Origin of the sequence: Streptomyces sp. CBMA29 (assembly GCF_014596445.1) — a bacterium.
Lineage (GTDB): Bacteria > Actinomycetota > Actinomycetes > Streptomycetales > Streptomycetaceae > Actinacidiphila.
On the sequence record NZ_MECL01000035.1, the window covers coordinates 44179 to 62093 of the forward strand.

At 69.8% G+C, this 17915-nt stretch carries 12 protein-coding genes, 1 tRNA gene and 1 pseudogene; 4 read left to right on the top strand and 10 right to left on the bottom strand.

Annotated elements, in window-relative coordinates:
- Positions 1-171: 171 nt before the first annotated feature.
- Positions 172-264 (top strand): annotated as a pseudogene (locus tag BGM09_RS05590) (nuclear transport factor 2 family protein); the annotation flags it as partial.
- Here BGM09_RS05590 and BGM09_RS05595 read toward each other — a convergent pair.
- The gene (locus BGM09_RS05595; protein WP_223186359.1) at positions 240-1085 is read right to left on the bottom strand and encodes a helix-turn-helix transcriptional regulator; all 846 of its coding nucleotides are present in this window, start codon (positions 1083-1085) and stop codon (positions 240-242) included. The pseudogene BGM09_RS05590 and the gene BGM09_RS05595 overlap by 25 nt on opposite strands.
- A gap of 294 nt (positions 1086-1379) precedes the next feature.
- Here BGM09_RS05595 and BGM09_RS05600 point away from each other — a divergent pair, with 294 nt between their 5' ends.
- Complete coding sequence (locus tag BGM09_RS05600; protein WP_317452547.1) at positions 1380-2120, top strand: siderophore-interacting protein; 741 nt, start codon at positions 1380-1382, stop codon at positions 2118-2120.
- A gap of 500 nt (positions 2121-2620) precedes the next feature.
- Here the strand turns inward: BGM09_RS05600 and BGM09_RS05605 are convergent, their stop codons facing one another.
- From BGM09_RS05605 to BGM09_RS05620, 4 genes are all read right to left on the bottom strand, one after another.
- Positions 2621-3217, bottom strand: coding sequence for a sigma-70 family RNA polymerase sigma factor (locus tag BGM09_RS05605; protein ID WP_223186360.1), 597 nt, complete (start codon positions 3215-3217; stop codon positions 2621-2623).
- A gap of 227 nt (positions 3218-3444) precedes the next feature.
- The gene (locus BGM09_RS05610; protein ID WP_188280286.1) at positions 3445-4599 is read right to left on the bottom strand and encodes a S1 family peptidase; all 1155 of its coding nucleotides are present in this window, start codon (positions 4597-4599) and stop codon (positions 3445-3447) included.
- 352 nt (positions 4600-4951) lie between these two features.
- The gene (locus BGM09_RS38770) at positions 4952-6751 is read right to left on the bottom strand and encodes a discoidin domain-containing protein (RefSeq protein WP_188280287.1); all 1800 of its coding nucleotides are present in this window, start codon (positions 6749-6751) and stop codon (positions 4952-4954) included.
- Positions 6752-7088: 337 nt separating this feature from the next.
- On the bottom strand, positions 7089-8624 hold the full coding sequence (locus tag BGM09_RS05620) for a cellulose binding domain-containing protein (protein WP_188280288.1): 1536 nt from the start codon (positions 8622-8624) through the stop codon (positions 7089-7091).
- Positions 8625-8888: 264 nt separating this feature from the next.
- On the opposite strand from BGM09_RS05620, the gene BGM09_RS05625 reads away from it, so the two are divergent.
- Positions 8889-11816: a glycoside hydrolase family 48 protein gene (locus BGM09_RS05625; protein WP_188280289.1), complete on the top strand. Its 2928-nt coding sequence runs from the start codon at positions 8889-8891 to the stop codon at positions 11814-11816.
- A gap of 86 nt (positions 11817-11902) precedes the next feature.
- On the opposite strand, the gene BGM09_RS05630 is transcribed toward BGM09_RS05625, so the two are convergent.
- The 4 genes from BGM09_RS05630 to BGM09_RS05645 form a co-directional block, all read right to left on the bottom strand.
- Positions 11903-12298 (bottom strand): hypothetical protein, encoded by a 396-nt coding sequence (locus BGM09_RS05630; protein ID WP_188280290.1) that lies wholly within the window; start codon positions 12296-12298, stop codon positions 11903-11905.
- Between the two features lie 125 nt (positions 12299-12423).
- A tRNA-His gene (locus tag BGM09_RS05635) sits at positions 12424-12499 on the bottom strand.
- Positions 12500-12591: 92 nt separating this feature from the next.
- Positions 12592-13194, bottom strand: coding sequence for an oligoribonuclease (gene orn / locus BGM09_RS05640; RefSeq protein ID WP_188280291.1), 603 nt, complete (start codon positions 13192-13194; stop codon positions 12592-12594).
- A gap of 5 nt (positions 13195-13199) precedes the next feature.
- Positions 13200-14507 carry a helix-turn-helix domain-containing protein gene (locus BGM09_RS05645; protein ID WP_223186361.1) on the bottom strand — a complete coding sequence of 436 codons (1308 nt, stop codon included), beginning with the start codon at positions 14505-14507 and terminating at the stop codon, positions 13200-13202.
- An 831-nt stretch (positions 14508-15338) separates the two neighbouring features.
- Here BGM09_RS05645 and BGM09_RS05650 point away from each other — a divergent pair.
- The gene (locus BGM09_RS05650; RefSeq protein ID WP_188280292.1) at positions 15339-15860 is read left to right on the top strand and encodes a universal stress protein; all 522 of its coding nucleotides are present in this window, start codon (positions 15339-15341) and stop codon (positions 15858-15860) included.
- Positions 15861-16009: 149 nt separating this feature from the next.
- Here the strand turns inward: BGM09_RS05650 and glmS are convergent, their stop codons facing one another.
- Positions 16010-17824, bottom strand: coding sequence for a glutamine--fructose-6-phosphate transaminase (isomerizing) (gene glmS / locus BGM09_RS05655; protein ID WP_188280293.1), 1815 nt, complete (start codon positions 17822-17824; stop codon positions 16010-16012).
- Positions 17825-17915 lie beyond the last annotated feature (91 nt).

Genomic DNA, 17915 nt, shown 5'->3' on the forward strand with positions numbered 1-17915 from the left:
TGACGTCCCACGTGTGGCCGTCCGGCGAGGCGAGCGAGGTGCGGCCGCACGCACGCGGACACTCGCGAGACGTGGCGCCCCCACAGCCCCCTGCCCCCAGACGGGGCCCAGCGCCCGGAACATGCTTCGTACGACGACCGTCGCCGCGAGCGGACTGGTACTTACTGGTACATGCGTGAAGAGGCCGCGCAGTCCGCGATCGACACGTTCATCTCGGCGTTCAACGCCTCGGACGACAACTACGTGACCGGGCTGCTCTCCCGGGGGGACGTGGGGCGGAGGTAGGTGCCCGGGGTTTGGCCGGTGGCGCGGCGGAAGGAGTTGATGAAGGCGCTCGTCTTGCGGTAGCCGACGGCGCGGGCGGTGGCGTCGACCGGGGTGCCGTTGGACAGGAGTTGGATGGCGGCGCGGATGCGGACCTGGGTGCGCCAGCGCGTGAAGGAGAGTCCGGTCTCGCTGAGGAAGAGCCGGGAGAGGGTGCGGACTCCGGCGTGTACGTGGTCCGCCCAGGCGCTGAGTTCGCGCGGGTCGGCGGGGTCCGCGAGGAGCCGTTCCGCGATGACGCGTACTCGGGGGTCGGTCGGCATCGAGACGTGGATGGCATGGTCGGGCAGCGGGGTGAGCAGGTCGAACGTGAGGCCCTCGGCGTGCGGGCGACTGGGGTCCTGCGCCTCCGTCCGGCACAGGTGCGCGATGAGTTCGCGCATCAGCGGCCCGATCGAGACGCCGGTGGGCCGGGCCCAGGTGATCGGGCAGCGCTCGGGGTCGAAGGCGATGACGGACCCCTCGCCCATGCGCAGCGCGGAGACGGAGTGCTCGGTCCAGCCGGGGACCCACAGGCCGTAGCCGGGCGGGACCAGCCAGTCGCGCGACGGGGTGCCGACCGCAAACGTCGCGGTCGCGGTCGCGGAGCACAGCAGTATGTGCTCGGGGTGGGAGTGCGACGCCATCCACAGGGGCGATACGCCCTTGCCGCGGTCGATGCTCAGGACCGGCGACCGCGTCGTCGGTGACATCACCGCTGTCACCGCGGCGGGTGACGCGGGCCCTGCCGGCCTCATCGGCGCGTGCTCCGGACTGCTCATGGTGCTGATCCTGTTCCGCAATCACGCCTGGGGATCCTGCCGCGAATCAGCAGAACCGTTCGGGGATTTCGAGGATACGGAACGCGGACTCGTCGGTTTCCGCAGTCAGTTCGCTGAAGAGTTCCCGCCACCGGTTGGGTTCACGCCCCGGTCCGGCTCACGCCCCGCCTGCGGACGGTTGCCGCAAGGCTGGCCGTTTCGGGGTATTCATTGGCCGCCATGCGCGGGCGAGCCGCCCTAGCGTGGAACCCCCCTGCCTGCACGGCCCGTTGACCCGCCATGAGGAGCGCCACCGTGAAACGCCGCCTGTTGGACCGTCTGCTGCTGCCCGCCCGCGTCAACGCCGTCCGCCAGTTGGCGCCGAGGATGCGCCATATCACCCTGACCGGGGCCGAGTTGGCGGGTCTCACCTGGCAGCCGGGCCAGCACGTACGGCTCCAGGTCGGCGCGGCGCCCGGTGCCGTCGACTGGCTGGTGGGCACCCTGCGCACGTACACCGTCTGGGACTACGACGGCGAGAACCTCGAACTGATCGTGTACCAGCACGGCGACGACGAGGGGCCGGGCGCCGACTGGGCGCGTACCGCCCGGCCCGGTGACGAGCTGCGGCTGATGAAACCCGAGGGCTCCTTCGTCACCGCGCCGGGCGCCTACCACCTCTTCGCGGGGGAGGAGACGGCCCAGGTCGCGTACGGCCCCATGCTCCGGGCACTGCCCGCCACCGCCCGCGCCTTCGGCTGCCTGGAGGTCGACACCCCCGACGAACGCCTCGACCTGGACTCCGACGGCGGCCCCCAGAAGAACTGGGACCTGCGCTGGACCTTCCGTCAGGGCCGTCCGGCAGCCTCCGCCACCACTCTCGTGGACGCCGTCCGCGCGCTCGACCTCCCCGCGGAACCCGGCGTCGCCTACCTCGCGGGTGAGGCGAGGACCATTCAACTGATCCGCCGTCACCTCACGGAGGACCGCGGCTGGCCGCGCCGCGCCATCCGTACCAAGCCGTTCTGGACCCCGGGCAGGAAGGGCCTCGACTGACCGCCCCGCAGCCGCGCCCGGAACCCCGCCACCCGCCGATGTGCCCGCTGCCCGACGACACCCTCGCGTCGGACAACGGGCACTTTCGGGATACGGATCAGCGGCCCCGCGAGCCGCCGACCGGTACCCATTCCCCCGGATGTTCCCCCTGGTGTTCCCCCGGGTGTTCCCGTGGTGCGCCGACGACGTCCTCCCCGGTCGTCGGTGCGTCCGCCGTGGCCCGCGCCACGATCCGGACCGCTTCCGCGGTCGCCATGAGTCCCCCGTACAGCTCATGCCAACCGGTCGTGCTCCCAAGGCCCTTGCACCCCTCGGGCTCGGGCGGGTCGTTCACCGTGCGGTCACTCTCGTTCAGGTATGCCAGCATCCTTTCGTGCGGTGAATCCCCTCGATTCGGTTTCGACACGTGCATCCTCCCTGTCTCCCCCTGTTCTTCATGTCGGGATTAGATCCCGACTCGGGACCACGGTGAAAGTGATCCGTGGTCCCGAGAAGCAGACCTATTCCGCGCGCCATTCCTCCTCCGGGCCGATGCCTGAGGCCAACCGGGTGGCCTTCTTCAGGTCCTTGCTGACGGTCGCGGGTGAGACGCCCAGGTGGGCGGCGATCTCGACCCCGCTCAGGCCCCATACGTGGGTCAATTCCCGTATGGTGTATGGGCGTTCACGGCCGATCGCGGCTCGTACGGCGGCGAGGAGTTCGATGAACTCCAGGGAGGCCGTGAGATGGTCCGCGGCGGGGCGGCCGGGAACGCCGGGCCACGGGACGCCTTCGGGGAGTTCCCCGGTCGGGTCCTCGTAGCGCGTACCGAACCGGTTGTAGTGCGACGTGAGTCTGTTGCGGGCGACCACCGTCGCGAAGACGATCACCGGCTTCTCGAAGACGGTGCCCTTGCGGTATTCCAGGATGACGGCGATGCACGCCTCCTGCGTGATGTCCTCGGCGAGGACCGCGTCCCGGGTCAGTCGCCTGACCGCCCTGAGCAGGCGGGGATGTACCTCCTTCAGCTCTGCCTCGATGAGCCCTTCCAGCTCCTCCGACAGCCGTTTCGGCGGCGGTACGGCGCTCGTCGTCATGGCCCCCGAGCCTCGTCCCATGTCCTCCGCTCCATTCGATCTGCGGGTCGCCCCGCGTTGCCGGACATGGAGTAGGACGCGCGAGGCGCCGGATTCTTTCCACCGCCCCCGAAAGGGCTGGGCTTCAAGAATCCGGCGCCTCATATGCCCCTAGAGGCATGGACACACGACATGCGACCGGCTCCGCCGACTTCGCACAAGCCGCAGCTGTCACGCGTCACCGGGACCGCGACAGGTCCCGTATCCGGTCAGGCGGTGACCAGGGTCAGCCCGTAGCGGCTCAGGATCGGGTTGACCGGCTGGAACCAGGTCTGGCCGCCGGAGGTGCAGTCGCCGTAGCCGCCGGATGTGACGCCCTGGGCCTGGTCGCCGGTGATGAACGAGCCGCCGGAGTCGCCCGGTTCGGCGCAGACGTTGGTGCCGGTCAGGCTGTAGACCGCGCCCTGCGAGTAGTTGACGGTGTCGCCCTGGGACAGGACGGTGCCGCAGTGCCAGTGGGTGGTGGAGCCGGAGCGGCAGATGGAGGAGCCGACCGGGGCGACGTTGGAGCCGCGGATCAGCACGTCGCTGACGGTGCCCCAGCCGAGGACGACCGGGACGGTGTACCAGCCGTTGCCGATGGAGATGTAGGAGTAGTCGTTGCCGGGGAAGGTCGAGCCGACGAAGGTGCCCATCGCCGAGCCGTCCCAGCCGACCACGGAGCTGCCCGGTGTGCCGCAGTGACCGGCGCTGACGAAGCCGCCGACCACCGAGAAGCCTATGGAGCAGCGGGTGTTGCCGTTGATGTAGTACGGGTCACCGCCGACGGTCCCGGCCGAGAAGGTGCTCGGCGCGGGGGAGTTGTCGGCCTTGACGGTCAGCAGCCCGGCGGCGCGCGCGGGCGCGAGGAACGCCTTGACGTCCGCGCGGCTCTCCGCCCCGGCCTGTACGTCGGCGACGACCTGGTTGCTCTTGACGTCCACGCGCCAGCCGTGCACCGCCGCGGGCGCGCCGGCGGTCGTACGCGCCGCCGAGTCCAGCGTGGTCTTCGCCGAGTCCAGCGCGGCGGCGCTGTGCGCGACCCGCACCGTGGAGGCGCCGGTCGCCCGTACCGCCTTGGTCGCCGCGGCGTCGGTCACCCCCACCACCAGCTTGCCGGAGGCGGCGTCGAACCACTCGCCGCCGTACGCCTTTCCGGCCGCGCGCCGGGCGGTGGGCGCCAGCGTGGTCGCCGTCGCCTCGGCCTTCAGCCGCGCGGTCGCCTGCGTCTGGGTCAGCCCCAGGTCCCGCTGCATGGCGCTCACCAGTCCTGGCGACACCGGTTCCGAGGCCGACGCCGAGGTCACCGGCGCCAGCCCCAACGCCCCTACTCCCAAAGCCACTACGGCGGACAGACACCAGCCCGTACGAGTCATACGTCGCATCGACGCGCTCCTTTGCACCTTCTCGCGAGCGAGAAATCGTGGGGGGACAACACACTCGAACAGCGCCCGGCAGCCGAGCGCGCCCAACCGCACGAGAGCGCTCTCACCACCGGCCGCTCCCCACCATCAAACGATGTCGAGCACATGTCAACACCGCCTCACGCGTAACACCCGTTTCGTACAGGGATATCCGGAGGTAAAACGTCCGCCATGGCGAGATCCGCTGATCGCAAAATCTTGCCCCCCGCACATGCCGCCGGGGGCGGCCGACGGCCATGAACGGCCGCCGCCCGCCCCCGGCTTGTGGGGGGAGCAGAAAGGAACAGCGGGAAGGAAGGAGCGGCAGCGGGTGCTACCAGCCCACCGCGATCTCCATCCACTGCGGGTTCTGGAGCGAGGCGTACGCGGCCTGCCCGGCCACGTCGTCGTACGGGAACCCGTAGGCGAGGTGGTTGATCGCGTGGTCGTGCCAGAACTTGGCGTACCAGTTGGCCGGGTCGCCGCCCGTGTAGAACTTGGTCGGGTCCTCCCACTGGCTGGACGGGAGGTTGGCGGTGTGCCGGTTGAGCGCGGCGCACATGCCGGGGTTGCCCGCCAGCGAGCCCGCGCAGCCGAAGATGTTGGACGTGGGCTCGTTGACACCGACCGAATTGGCGTACGCCGTGAAGTAGTTGGCGTTCGCGCCGCCCGCGCGGAAGCTCGGGTCGCTGCCCGGCGCGATGATCCGGTACGGAGCCTGGGTCTGGGCCAGCACCTTGAACTGCTGCGGTACGGCGGCCTGGAACTGCGCGAAGGTCGCCTCCCGGCTCTGGTTGAACAGATCCTGGCTGTCACCGAGCTGGACGTCCTGGCCGTCGTGCGTGTGCAGCCGGATGGCCAGCGGCAGGCCCCAGGCGTCGACCCGGGTGGTGTTCCCGTTGAAGACGTTGGCGCCGATGGTGAACTCGATGAAGTCGTAGTACTGGCTGTTCGGCGAGCCGAGGTAGAAGTACATCCGGCCCGAGGAGTTCGCCGGCATGTCGAAGTACGGCTGCTCGGCGATCGAGTGGACCGTGCCGTTGAAGCTCCAGTACACCTGGCTGTCCGGGTACTGGCCGTTGGTCCTGTTGAGGATCTTCAGTTCCATCACATTGTGCGCGGCCGGAATGTCGTCCGTCGTGCCCCAGAAGCTGTCACTGGGCGGTGTGGTGGGGGGAGTCGTGGTGCCGCCGCCGGTGGTGTTGACGGTCAGCTCCCACAGCGAGTAGCCGTACGCGGTGGCGCGGGCGGTGCCGTTGACCCGCAGGTAGCGGCCGGTGCCAGTGACGTTGAGCGCCTGGACGCCGCCGGTCCCGGTGGTGGTGGAGTAGATGGTCGTCCAGCCGCCGGTACCGCTGTCGGACACCTGGATCTGGAACCCGGTGGCGTACGCGGCCTCCCAGTTGAGGCCGACCTTGCAGATCGTCTGCGAGGAGCCGAGGTCGACCTGGAGCCACTGCGGGTCGCCGAAGGCGCTGGACCAGCGGGTGCCGGTGTTGCCGTCGACCGCCGCCGAGGCGGGGGTGGTCGCGTTCTCGGTGGAGGACGCGGTGGCCGGGTGGTTCAGCGCGGCGTTGGCCGTGCCGCAGGCGGCGGGCGGCGTCGTACCGCCGTTGCCGTACACCTGGAACTCCCACAGGGAGTAGCCGTACGGGGTGGCGCGGACCGTGCCGTACATCCGGACATAGCGCCCGGAACCGTTTACGGTCAGCGTCTGATTGCCGCCCGTTCCGGTCGTGGTGGAGTAGATGTCGGTCCAGGTCGTGCCGTTGGCCGACGTCTGGATCTTGAAGGATTTCGCGTACGCCGCCTCCCAGTTGAGGGCGACGGAGGTGATCGTCTGCGAGGAGCCGAGGTCGACCTGGAGCCACTGCGGATCGGCGGCGGCGCTCGACCAGCGGGTGCCGGTGTTCCCGTCCACGGCGGCCGACGCGGGGGTGCCCGCGTTCTCCGTCGAGGACGCGGTGGCCGGCTTGCCCTGGGAGAGCAGGGTGTCCGCCGCGCGGGCCGAGGACTGGGTCCAGACGAGCGCCAGGCTCGCCAGCAGTGCCGCGAGGACGGTGAAGATCAGAACCGGCCGGCGCCCGCCGCGCCATGGCCGTTGGCGCACCGACAGGGTAGTGCTGCCTGACATGTGTTCTCCTCAACCGGGTGGGGGTCCGTGATGGAGGCCGGAGGGAGCCGGAGTGCAATGAGAGCGCTCTCCCGGCGAGGTGATGTTTACAAGCGCTGAACAGCCGCGTCAATGAGTTGTTCAATAATGGTCAGTTGGCCCCTTGTCCGATGTCGAGAACCGAACGCGAGCGGACGCCGAACCCGCAGCTCACCCCTCGCGCGCCGCCGCTCACGCCTCGCGCGCCGCAACTCACCCCCCACCGCCGCTCACGCCTCGCACTCGCGCGCGGCGCGAAGGAGCGGCCCCGCGCACGCCATCCATGCGCGGGACCGCTCCGGCTCGTCACGTCACCGGGTTACCCCAGCGACGTCAGGTGATCGCGCAGCCCGATCCCGTACGCCGTCGGCGTCCCGTCGTACGCCGAGATCAGCGACGGTCCCGAGGAGCAGTCCCAGGTGTTCCAGGTCCACCCCAGGTACGACAGCTTGTGCGCGTCCAGCCAGCTCATGAACTGGTCGATGAAGCCGTGCGAGCAGGTGTTCTCGCCGATCTCACCGGCCACCAGCGGGACCTGCGCCGCGACCGGCGCGACCTGGGAGTCCCAGCAGGCCGCCGAGGAGCAGGTGTTGAAGTTGTAGACGTGGAGCGAGGCGCCCAGATTGCCCGTCGGGTCCGTGGGCTTGTGCGCCAGCCAGCCGGTCAGGTCGTTGGAGTACGCCAGACCGCCCGCCAGGATCACGTTCTGCGCGCCGGTGCCGCGTACCGCGTTGATCATCGACTGCATGCCGGCCACCTGGTAGCCGATCCCCGGGCAGGTGCCGCCGTCCCGCCAGCAGGTCCACGCCTGCTCGGTGGTGGAGGTGGCGCGGTCCGGGTAGGGCTCGTTGAACAGGTCGAAGACCACCGAGGTGTTGTTCTTGAACGCGTTGGCCACGCCGGTCCAGAACGGGATCGCGTACTGCGCGTCCGGCATCGGCTTCTGGCAGGTCGCGTTGACGTCCGAGCAGCCCGCCGAGTTGCCGGTGTACGTGCCGTGGGTCCAGTGCAGCTCCACGATCGGCGTGATGCCGTGCGCGACCAGGCGGTTGACCCAGCCGGTGATCGCCGAGATGTAGTTGGCGCCGCCGTACGCGGCGGGCACGTACGAAAGTCCCTGCCAGCAGTCCTCGTTGAGCGGGACGCGGACCGCCGTGACGTGCCAGCTCTTGATCGCGTCGATCGCCGCGTCGTCCACCGGGCCGTCGAAGACGCCGTAGCCCTGGGCGCACATGAACTCGGTGCCGGAGCGGTTGACGCCGTGCAGCACGACGTTCTTTCCGGTGGAGTCGACGAGCTGATTGCCGGAGACGTGCAGCTTGGGCGGCGCGGTGTCACCACCGGGCGGAGTCGTGGGAGGTGTCGTCGGGGGCGTGGTGGGGGGAGTGGTCGGCGGTGTCGTGGGCGGTGTCGTGGGCGGCGTCGTGCCGTTCACATTGCATGTGGTCCCGTTGAGCTTGAAGACGGTCGGCGCCGGGTTGGAGCCCGACCAGTCGGCCAGGAATCCGGCGCTCACCGAACCGCCCGTGGCGATCGTCCCGTTGTACGACATCGAGGCGACGCTGACGGTCTTGCCGGACTGGGTCCAGGTGCCGTTCCAGCCCTGGGTGACCTTCTGGCTGCCGGGGAAGTCGAAGCTCAGATTCCAACTGGTCGTGGCGGCGGCGTTGTTGGTGATCACCACATCGCCCTGGAATCCGGCGTCCCACTGGCTGGTCACCGAGTAGGCCACCGAGCAGGCGGGGACGGCACCCGACGCGGTCGCGCCGAGCGCGGCGGGTAGCAGCGCGGCGGCGGTCGCGGCCGTCGTGACGGCCGCGATCCCGAACGCCGCGGTGCGCGTGGGTCGTCGCATGTGCGACTCCTCGTAAGTGGGGGGATCGAGAAGTGGACGCGCTCCCACTGGTCCGCCGCAGACCATAGCGGCAAGTCGGCGAGGGCGGTAGGGGTTCGGTGACGACCGTGTCGACTTCTGTAGCGACTCCCCGGTGATAGCGGCATGAACATGCCGTTCTGCTTCACCTCTTGACAGTCCGCTCACAGCGCCTTGATTGTGGGAGCGCTCCCACTGGTTCAGATATTTCCATCCCCCCACAGAACCGCGAGGAGGGCTTCTCGCATGCCCAGAGGAAGACCGTTCAGCAAGCGGATCCGCAGGCTGGTGACGGCTTTCGCCGTCGCGCTGTCCCTGCCGCTCGCCCTGACCGTGGCCGGCGGCGGAACCGTCGCGCACGCGGACACACTCCAGTGCAGCGTCGACTACTCGGCCAACGACTGGGGTTCGGGCTTCACCGCCAACGCCACCGTCACCAACCGCGGTACGGCCGCGATCGACGGCTGGACACTGACGTACGCCTACACCGGCAACCAGGCGCTCCAGAGCGGCTGGAACGGCACCTGGTCGCAGACCGGGAAGAACGTCACCGTCAAATCGCTCGACTGGAACAAGACGATCGCGCCGAACGCCGGTGTGACCACGAGCGCCAACTTCAACTACAGCGGTACGAACGCGGCGCCGACCGCTTTCGCCGTCAACGGCACCGTATGCGGGGGCGCTCACCAGCCACCGCTCACCGTGCTCACCAGCCCGTCGGCCGGGGCCACGTACACCGCCGGCGCCAGCATCCCGCTGGCGGCCACCGCGGTCGCGGCGGACTCGGCGACCGTCAGCAAGGTGGAGTTCTGGAGCGACACCACGCTGCTGGGCACCGACACCACCTCGCCCTACACCTTCACCTGGCCCGCGGTCGCGGCCGGTGACTACTCGGTCTACGCCAAGGCGTACGACAGCCTGGGCGCGTCCGGCGAATCGACCCCGGTGGGCGTGCACGTGGCCGCCGGGCCCTCGATCGTCGCCTCGCCCACGCAGGTCTCGGTCACGCAGGGCGGCACCGGCACCTTCGGTGTCAAGCTGTCCGGCGCGCCGTCGGCCAATGTCACGGTCGCCGTCGCGCGCACCTCGGGGAACACCTCGCTGACCGTGAAGTCCGGCGCCAGCCTGACCTTCACCCCCGCCAACTGGAGCACGGCGCAGACGGTCACCGTCGCCGCCGCGGCCACCGGCAGCGGAGCGGCGACCTTCTCCGCGACGGCCACCGGCTTCGCCAAGGCCGACGTCACGGTGACGGAGGTGACGGGCACCAGCGGCACGTACGACTCCCGCTTCCTGAACCTCTACGGCAAGATCACCGACCCGGCCAACGGCTACTTCTCCCCCCAGGGCATCCCCTACCACTCGGTGGAGACCCTGATCGTGGAGGCGCCGGACTACGGGCACGAGACGACGTCGGAGGCGTACTCGTACCTGATCTGGCTCCAGGCGATGTACGGCCGGATCACCCAGGACTGGAGCAAGTTCAACGGGGCCTGGGCGCTGATGGAGAAGTACATGATCCCCACCAGTGCCGACCAGCCCAGCACCAGCTCCTACGACCCGAGCAAGCCCGCCACCTACGCGCCCGAGCACCCGCTGCCCTCGGACTACCCGTCCAAGCTCGACACCGGCATCTCGGTCGGGCAGGACCCGATCGCGAACGAGCTGAAGTCGGCGTACGGCACGTCCGACATCTACGGCATGCACTGGCTCCAGGACGTGGACAACACCTACGGCTTCGGTGACACGCCCGGTGGCGGCTGCGAGGCGGGGCCGACCGCGGCCGGTCCCTCGTACATCAACACCTTCCAGCGCGGCTCGCAGGAGTCGGTCTGGGAGACGGTGCCGCAGCCGACCTGCGACGCCTTCAAGTACGGCGGCACCAACGGCTATCTGGACCTGTTCACCGGCGACTCGTCGTACGCCAAGCAGTGGAAGTACACCGACGCACCCGACGCCGACGCGCGCGCGATCCAGGCCGCCTACTGGGCGGACACCTGGGCCAAGGCGCAGGGCAAGGGCGCCGACGTGTCGACCACCGTCGCCAAGGCCGGAAAGATGGGCGACTACCTGCGGTACTCGTTCTTCGACAAGTACTTCAAGAAGATCGGCAACTGCACGAGTCCGTCCTGCCCGGCGGGCACCGGCAAGGACAGCGAGCACTACCTGCTGTCCTGGTACTACGCCTGGGGCGGTTCCAGCGGTACGGGCGGCGGCTGGTCCTGGCGGATCGGTGACGGCGCCTCGCACTTCGGCTACCAGAACCCGCTGGCGGCCTACGCGTTGACCACCGACCCGGCGATGGCCCCCAAGTCGGCCACCGGCAAGCAGGACTGGTCGACCAGCCTCACCCGGCAGTTGGAGTTCTACACCTGGCTCCAGTCCAAGGAGGGCGGCATCGCGGGCGGTGCCACCAATAGTTGGGACGGCGCCTACGCCCAGCCCCCGGCCGGCACGCCGACCTTCTACGGGATGGCGTACGACTGGGAGCCCGTCTACCACGACCCGCCGTCGAACCAGTGGTTCGGCATGCAGGCGTGGTCGATGGAGCGCGTCGCCGAGTACTACCAGCAGACCGGTGACGCCAAGGCCAAGGCGGTGCTCGACAAGTGGGTGATCTGGGCGATCTCCCAGACCACCATCAACCCCGACGGCACCTTCAAGATCCCGTCCGACCTGGCCTGGACCGGCGCTCCCGACACCTGGAACGCCGCCTCGCCGGGCGCCAACGCCAACCTGCACGTCACGGTCACGGCCTACGGCAACGACCTCGGTGTCGCCGCCGCCCTGGCCAAGACCCTGGCGTACTACGGCGCCAAGTCCGGGAACGCCGCCGCCAAGACCACGGCCAAGGCGCTGCTGGACGGCATGTGGAGCAAGAACCAGGACGCCCTGGGCATCGCGGTGCCGGAGACCCGTACGGACTTCTCCCGCTTCAACGACCCGGTCTACGTCCCGTCCACCTTCTCCGGCGTCATGCCGAACGGCGACAAGATCAACTCCAGCTCGACCTTCCTTGAGCTGCGTTCCTTCTACAAGAACGACCCCAACTGGTCCAAGATCGCCACCTACCTCGGCGGAGGAGCCGCCCCGACCTTCACCTACCACCGCTTCTGGGCCCAGGCGGACATCGCGCTGGCGATGGGCTCGTACGCGCTGCTCTTCAACGAGTGACGCACATCACCTAGCTCGCCCTGCACGGGAAGGGCCCGGTCCGCGTGACCTGCGCGGGCCGGGCCTTTTCCCGCGCCTTTGGCGGGTCAGCCCCTGGCGGTGGCCTGCTTGGTGGCCTGCTTGGTGGCGGCGGACCTGGTGGCGGCCCGGACGACCGGCGGCACCAGCGCGGTCACCTGCGTACGGGTCCACATCGCGGCGAGCGCGGCCGCGAAACTCATGACGGTCGACTGCTGGTCCGGGGACCAGTGCAGGCCGAAGCCGACCGCGAGGGCGATGCCCGCCTGGAGCAGTCCGAGCACGGCGGCGCTTATCCCGTCCTGCGTGGACACCGCCACCAGCACCCCGGCCACAGCGGCGGCGCCCGCGTTGACCGACGCCTGCTGGCCGTCCGACAGATCGAGGCCGAAGGCAGTGGACAGCTTGACGGCTACGGCGACCAGGGCGAGCCAGAGTGCCGGTTCGCGGCCGAAGATCTTCATGATGGGGTCCGTTTCTGCGCGTCTGCGCGTCTGCGCGGGATCGTGGTGACGAACGCCGCGTTCCCCACGACCGGGCCCGCAATCACGGAAAAGGCCCGGTCCGCATCAGCGGGCCGGGCCTTTCATGGGGTGAGTGACGGGACTTGAACCCGCGGCCACCTGGACCACAACCAGGTGCTCTACCAACTGAGCTACACCCACCATGTGCGGCGCCCTCGGACGCCGACGTGGAAAATTGTACAGGCAAAGAGGCCGTGCTCACGCACCCCTTTTCCGGCAGGCGACCGGAACGCCTACTCGGCGGGGAGTACGTGCTTGGCCGCGATGGCCCGCACGGTGTCGGTGTCCGGCCCCGGCTGGGGGACGAAGACCGCCTCGCGGTAGTAGCGCAGCTCCGCGATGGACTCGCGGATGTCGGCCAGCGCCCGGTGGTTGCCGTTCTTCTCCGGGCTGTTGAAGTACGCGCGCGGGTACCAGCGGCGGGCCAGCTCCTTGACCGAGGAGACGTCCACGATCCGGTAGTGCAGGTGCTGCTCCAGGGTCCCCATGTCGCGCGCGAGGAAGCCGCGGTCGGTGGAGACCGAATTCCCGCACAGCGGCGCCTTGCGCGGTTCGGAGACATGCTCGCGCACGTACCCCAGCACGATCTTCTCGGCCTCTTCGAGCGTGATCCCGCCGGGCAGCTCCTCCAGCAGACCGGAGGAGGTGTGCATCTCCCGCACGATGTCCGGCATGGTCACGAGCGCCTCGTCGGGCGGCCGGATGACCACGTCCACCCCGTCCCCGAGCACATTCAGCTCGGAGTCCGTGACGAGCGCGGCCACCTCGATCAGCGCGTCGTGGGCCAGCGACAGCCCGGTCATCTCACAGTCGATCCACACCATCCGGTCGTTCATACGCCTCACCCTACGGGGCGATCCCGCGAGCCGGGCAGTGCGGCGCCCAGGCTGCGTGAGGCGCGCAGCCGCCCCCGGGACGCGCTCTCGGCCGCCTCGGCCCTGCTGCCGGGCTGCTCGGGCACACGGGCGGCGACGTAGGCGTCACTGTCCGTCTTGCCGGGCGCGGCCAGGATCTGGGAGACCGGGCCGCGCCGGGGCGGCGGCAGGTCGGGTGCGGGCGGTGTGCGGTCCGGCTCGTCCTGCGGCCTGCGGGCGCGGTAGGCCGCCCGGTAGGACGCGGGGGAGGAGCCGAGCTGCCGCCGGAAGTGCCCGCGCAGCGCGACGGGCGAGCGGAAGCCGCAGCGGCCCGCCACCTCGTCGACCGAGTAGTCCGACGTCTCCAGCAGCCGCTGCGCCTGGAGCACCCGTTGGGTGATCAGCCACTGCAACGGCGCGCTGCCGGTGAGCGAGCGGAACCGCCGGTCGAACGTCCGACGGCTCATGTACGCGCGCGCGGCCAGCGCCTCGACGTCGAACTGCTCGTGAAGATGCTCCAGCGCCCAGGCGACGACCTCGGCCAGCGGGTCGGCGCCGATCTCCTCGGGTAAAGACCGGTCGAGGTGTCGCTGACCGGTCTGCCAGTCCGCCCGGCGGGGCGGTACGACCAGGCGTCTGGCCAGCGCGGCCGCGGCCTCGCCGCCGTGGTCGGTGCGCACCACGTGCAGGCACAGGTCGATCCCGGCGGCGGTCCCCGCGGAGGTGAGGACGTCACCGTCGTCCACGAACAGTTCCCTGGGGTCCACGTGCACCGAGGGATACCGTTTGGCGAGCGTGGGCGCGTACATCCAGTGCGTGGTGGCCGGGCGGCCGTCCAGCAGCCCGGCGGCGGCCAGCACGAAGGCGCCGGTGCACAGTCCGATGATCCGGGCGCCCTCTTCGTGGGCGCGGCGGATCGCGTCCAGCGCCTCGGGCGGCGGCGCCTGGGAGATCGAGCGCCAGGTGGGCACGACGACCGTGCCGGCCCTGGAGAGTGCCTCCAGGCCGTAGGGCGCGGTCAGTTCGAGTCCGCCGGTGGTGCGCAGCGGGCCGTCCTCCCCGGCGCAGACCAGCAGCCGGTAGCGGGGCACGCCCGCGTCCTGCCGGTCTATGCCGAAGACCGAGAGCGGTATGGAGCTCTCGAAGATCGGTCCGCCGCTGAAGAGCAGCACGGCGACGACTTCCGGTCGGCGTCGCGCGGAAAGTTTACGAATGGCGCGAGGCGATGCGGATGGTGCCTGCGACGGACTGTCCGTCCTGTCCACCGCCGTAACGGAACTGGACTCCTGGCTCATGGAGCTCAAGCCCCCCTCGAATCGACGCGTCGTCCCCTCGGTCCTGCATGTTTTCCCCCATGAGGCCACCCATGATCAAATCTACTGTGTCAGGTGGGGCGTTAGTGACTAGTTCACCATCTGACGCTAAGTCGACAAGACAACGTGGCGTAAAGCATTCGATCACGAAGCGTTTCACTCGCTGAGCCCGCTGGGAAGTACGCCTCCCGCCACACGGGCCACCAAACGCCCCCTCCGCGTCTTCGGGCATCGTAGAACCGCAGGTGGTGGGGGTGTTAATGATCCGGAAGCCCAATCGGCGCGCAGGGAAGAGAAGTTGGCCGAAAAACGTCGTTCGGCGGGCCGGTGTGCGTAAAGGGCGCCGGGTGGTGCGCCCACCGCGTGCGGGGAGCGGTGCACAGCGCGCGGCCGACCCGCGCGCCTGCCGGAGCCCGAACACGTCGTTCACGTGCGCCGGAGGCGTTCTGTCCATCGGTCCGACGTCCCTCCGGCGGGGTTCCGACGCGTTCCGGAAGAGCCACGGACGGGTGATCCCGATGCGCCCCCACGGTGCGCCGGTGCGCTGAACCGTGCCGCCGGTTGGCGTGATGGCGTTGCACTCTGGGCCCGGCTCCGGCATTCTTCCGGAAACTCCGGGTACCTGCCGGGTACGACAGGGCTGTGGAGCCCCGGCAAGCCTGTGCAGGCGGTCTCCACGGCCGTACTCTGGAGTCAGTGGGACGGGAAGTGGCGAACTGGCCGAAACCGGCTGGTTCCGGCGGCCCGCCCCGCGCGCACCGTCCTTGTCCGCCGCTCGGCGCGTCAGCGCCGCCCTCGCCGAGAATCCGCATCATGGCCGGTCATGAGTTTCCCGAGCCCGCCGACGGCAGGCCGCTCGCCGAGTCGGCGGCGCTGCCCGAGCAGGCCCCAGCGCTGCGGCACGCCTGCGATCCTGCCTTCCGGCACGGGGTCGTGGTGGGCTTCGACGGTTCCCTCTCCAGCGAGCGCGCCCTGTCCTACGCGGTCGGCATGGCGCGCAGGACGCACTCCGCGCTGATCATCGTGCATGTCGCCAACCGGCTTCCGGCCACCGTGTGGGCGGGCTGCGAACCACCGGTCTTCGTGGACGTGCCCGACCACCGCACCGAAGTCCTCGGCCTCGAACTGGCCTGCGCGGACCATCTCGCCGAGATCTCCTGGGTGTTGGTGGAGCGCGGCGGCGACATCTGCCACGAGTTGGAGGAGGTCGGCCGGGAGTACGAGGCCGACGCCATCGTGGTGGGCGGTACGCACGGCCTGGTCGGCCGGATCTTCGGCTCGGTCGCCGGGCGGCTCGCGCGGCGGGCGCAGCGGCCCGTGGTGGTCATTCCGTAGCAGATCGTTCTGTGCGGGATTGTCTCGTGCGGGATTGTCTCGTGCGGGATCGCCCTGTATCGGACGGAGCCCCTCGCCGGGCTGGCGCGGGGCTCCGCTGTATGCGTGACCGGACGAGTGCTCGGCTGCCCGAGTGCTCGGCCGCTCGGCTACTCGACGGTCACGGACTTCGCCAGGTTACGCGGCTTGTCGATGTCCCGGCCCAGCGCGAGGGCCGTGTGGTACGCGAAGAGCTGGAGCGGGATGCCCATCAGGATCGGGTCCAGCTCGTTCTCGTTCTTCGGTACGACGATGGTGTCGTCGGCCTTCTCCTGCGGCTGGTGCGCGACCGCGAGGATGCGCCCGCTGCGGGCCTTGATCTCCTCCAGCGCCGCCCGGTTCTTCTCCAGCAGGTCGTCGTCCGGCACGATCGCGACCGTCGGCATGGACGGGTCGATCAGGGCCAGCGGCCCGTGCTTCAGCTCCGAGGCCGGGTACGCCTCCGCGTGGATGTACGAGACCTCCTTGAGCTTCAGCGACGCCTCGCGGGCCACCGGGCAGCCGCGTACCCGCCCGATGAACAGCATCGACTTGGCGTCCGCGTACCGCCTGGCCAGCGCCTTGATCTCCGGCTCGGTCTTCAGGATCTCGTCGATCTGGCCGGGCAGCCGGCGCAGGCCCTCGATGATCCGCTTGCCGTCGGCCACCGACAGGTCGCGGATCCGGCCCAGGTGCAGGGCGAGCAGCGCGAAGGCGACCACGGTGTTGGTGAAGCACTTGGTGGACACGACGCAGACCTCGGGGCCCGCGTGCACATAGGTGCCGCCGTCCGCCTCGCGGGCGATGGCCGAGCCGACCACGTTGACCACGCCCAGCACCCGCGCGCCCTTGCGCTTGAGCTCCTGGACGGCGGCCAGCACGTCGTACGTCTCGCCGGACTGGGAGACCGCGACATAGAGGGTGTCGGGGTCGACCACCGGGTTGCGGTAGCGGAATTCGGAGGCGGGCTCGGCGTCCGCGGGGATACGGGCCAGCTCCTCGATCAGCCCGGCGCCGATCTGCCCCGCGTGGTAACTGGTGCCGCAGCCGAGGATCTTGATCCGGCGCACCCGGCGGGCCTCGCCCGGCTCCAGGTTCAGACCGCCCAGGTGCACGGTGGAGAACCTGTCGTCGATCCGGCCGCGCAGCACGCGGTCGACCGCCTCCGCCTGCTCGGAGATCTCCTTGTGCATGTACGTGTCGTGGCCGCCCATGTCGTACGACTCGGCCTCCCACTCCACGGTGGTCGGCGTCGCCGTGGTCAGCGAGCCCTCGGTGGTGTACGTGCGGAAGTCGTCGGCCTTGAGGGTGGCCATCTCGCCGTCCTGCAACGTGACGACCTGGCGGGTGTGGGCGACGAGCGCGGCGACGTCGGAGGCGACGAACATCTCCTTCTCGCCGATGCCGAGAACGACGGGGGAGCCGTTGCGGGCCACGACGATACGGTCGGCGAAGTCGCGGTGCAGGACGGCGAGGCCGTAGGTGCCCTCGACCGAGCGCAGCGCCTCGCGGACCTTCTCCTCCAGGGTCTCCGCCTGGGCGCGGCCGATCAGGTGGGCCAGGACCTCGGTGTCGGTCTCCGAGGCGAAGGTGACGCCGTCGGCGGAGAGCTTGGCGCGTAGCTCGGACGCGTTGTCGATGATCCCGTTGTGGACGATCGCGACCTTGCTGTCCCCGTCGAGGTGCGGGTGCGCGTTGTGGTCGCTCGGGGCGCCGTGGGTGGCCCAGCGGGTGTGCGCGATGCCGGTGGTGCCCGCGAAGCGCTTGGGGATGCGGGCTTCCAGCTCGCGCACCCGGCCCTTGGCCTTCACGGTCCTCAGCTCGCCGGACTTTCCGGTGATCACGACGCCCGCGGAGTCGTAACCCCGGTACTCCAGCCGCTGTAGCCCTTCGAGGAGCAGCGGTGCCACGTCACGCCTGCCGATGTATCCGACGATTCCGCACATATGGTCGTCCCTCGTCCCTGTGTCTGTCCGTGTTCTGTTCTTTTCGGCCCCCGGGTGCCCTGTCCCGGTGGCCGACGGTGCTCTGCGGCCG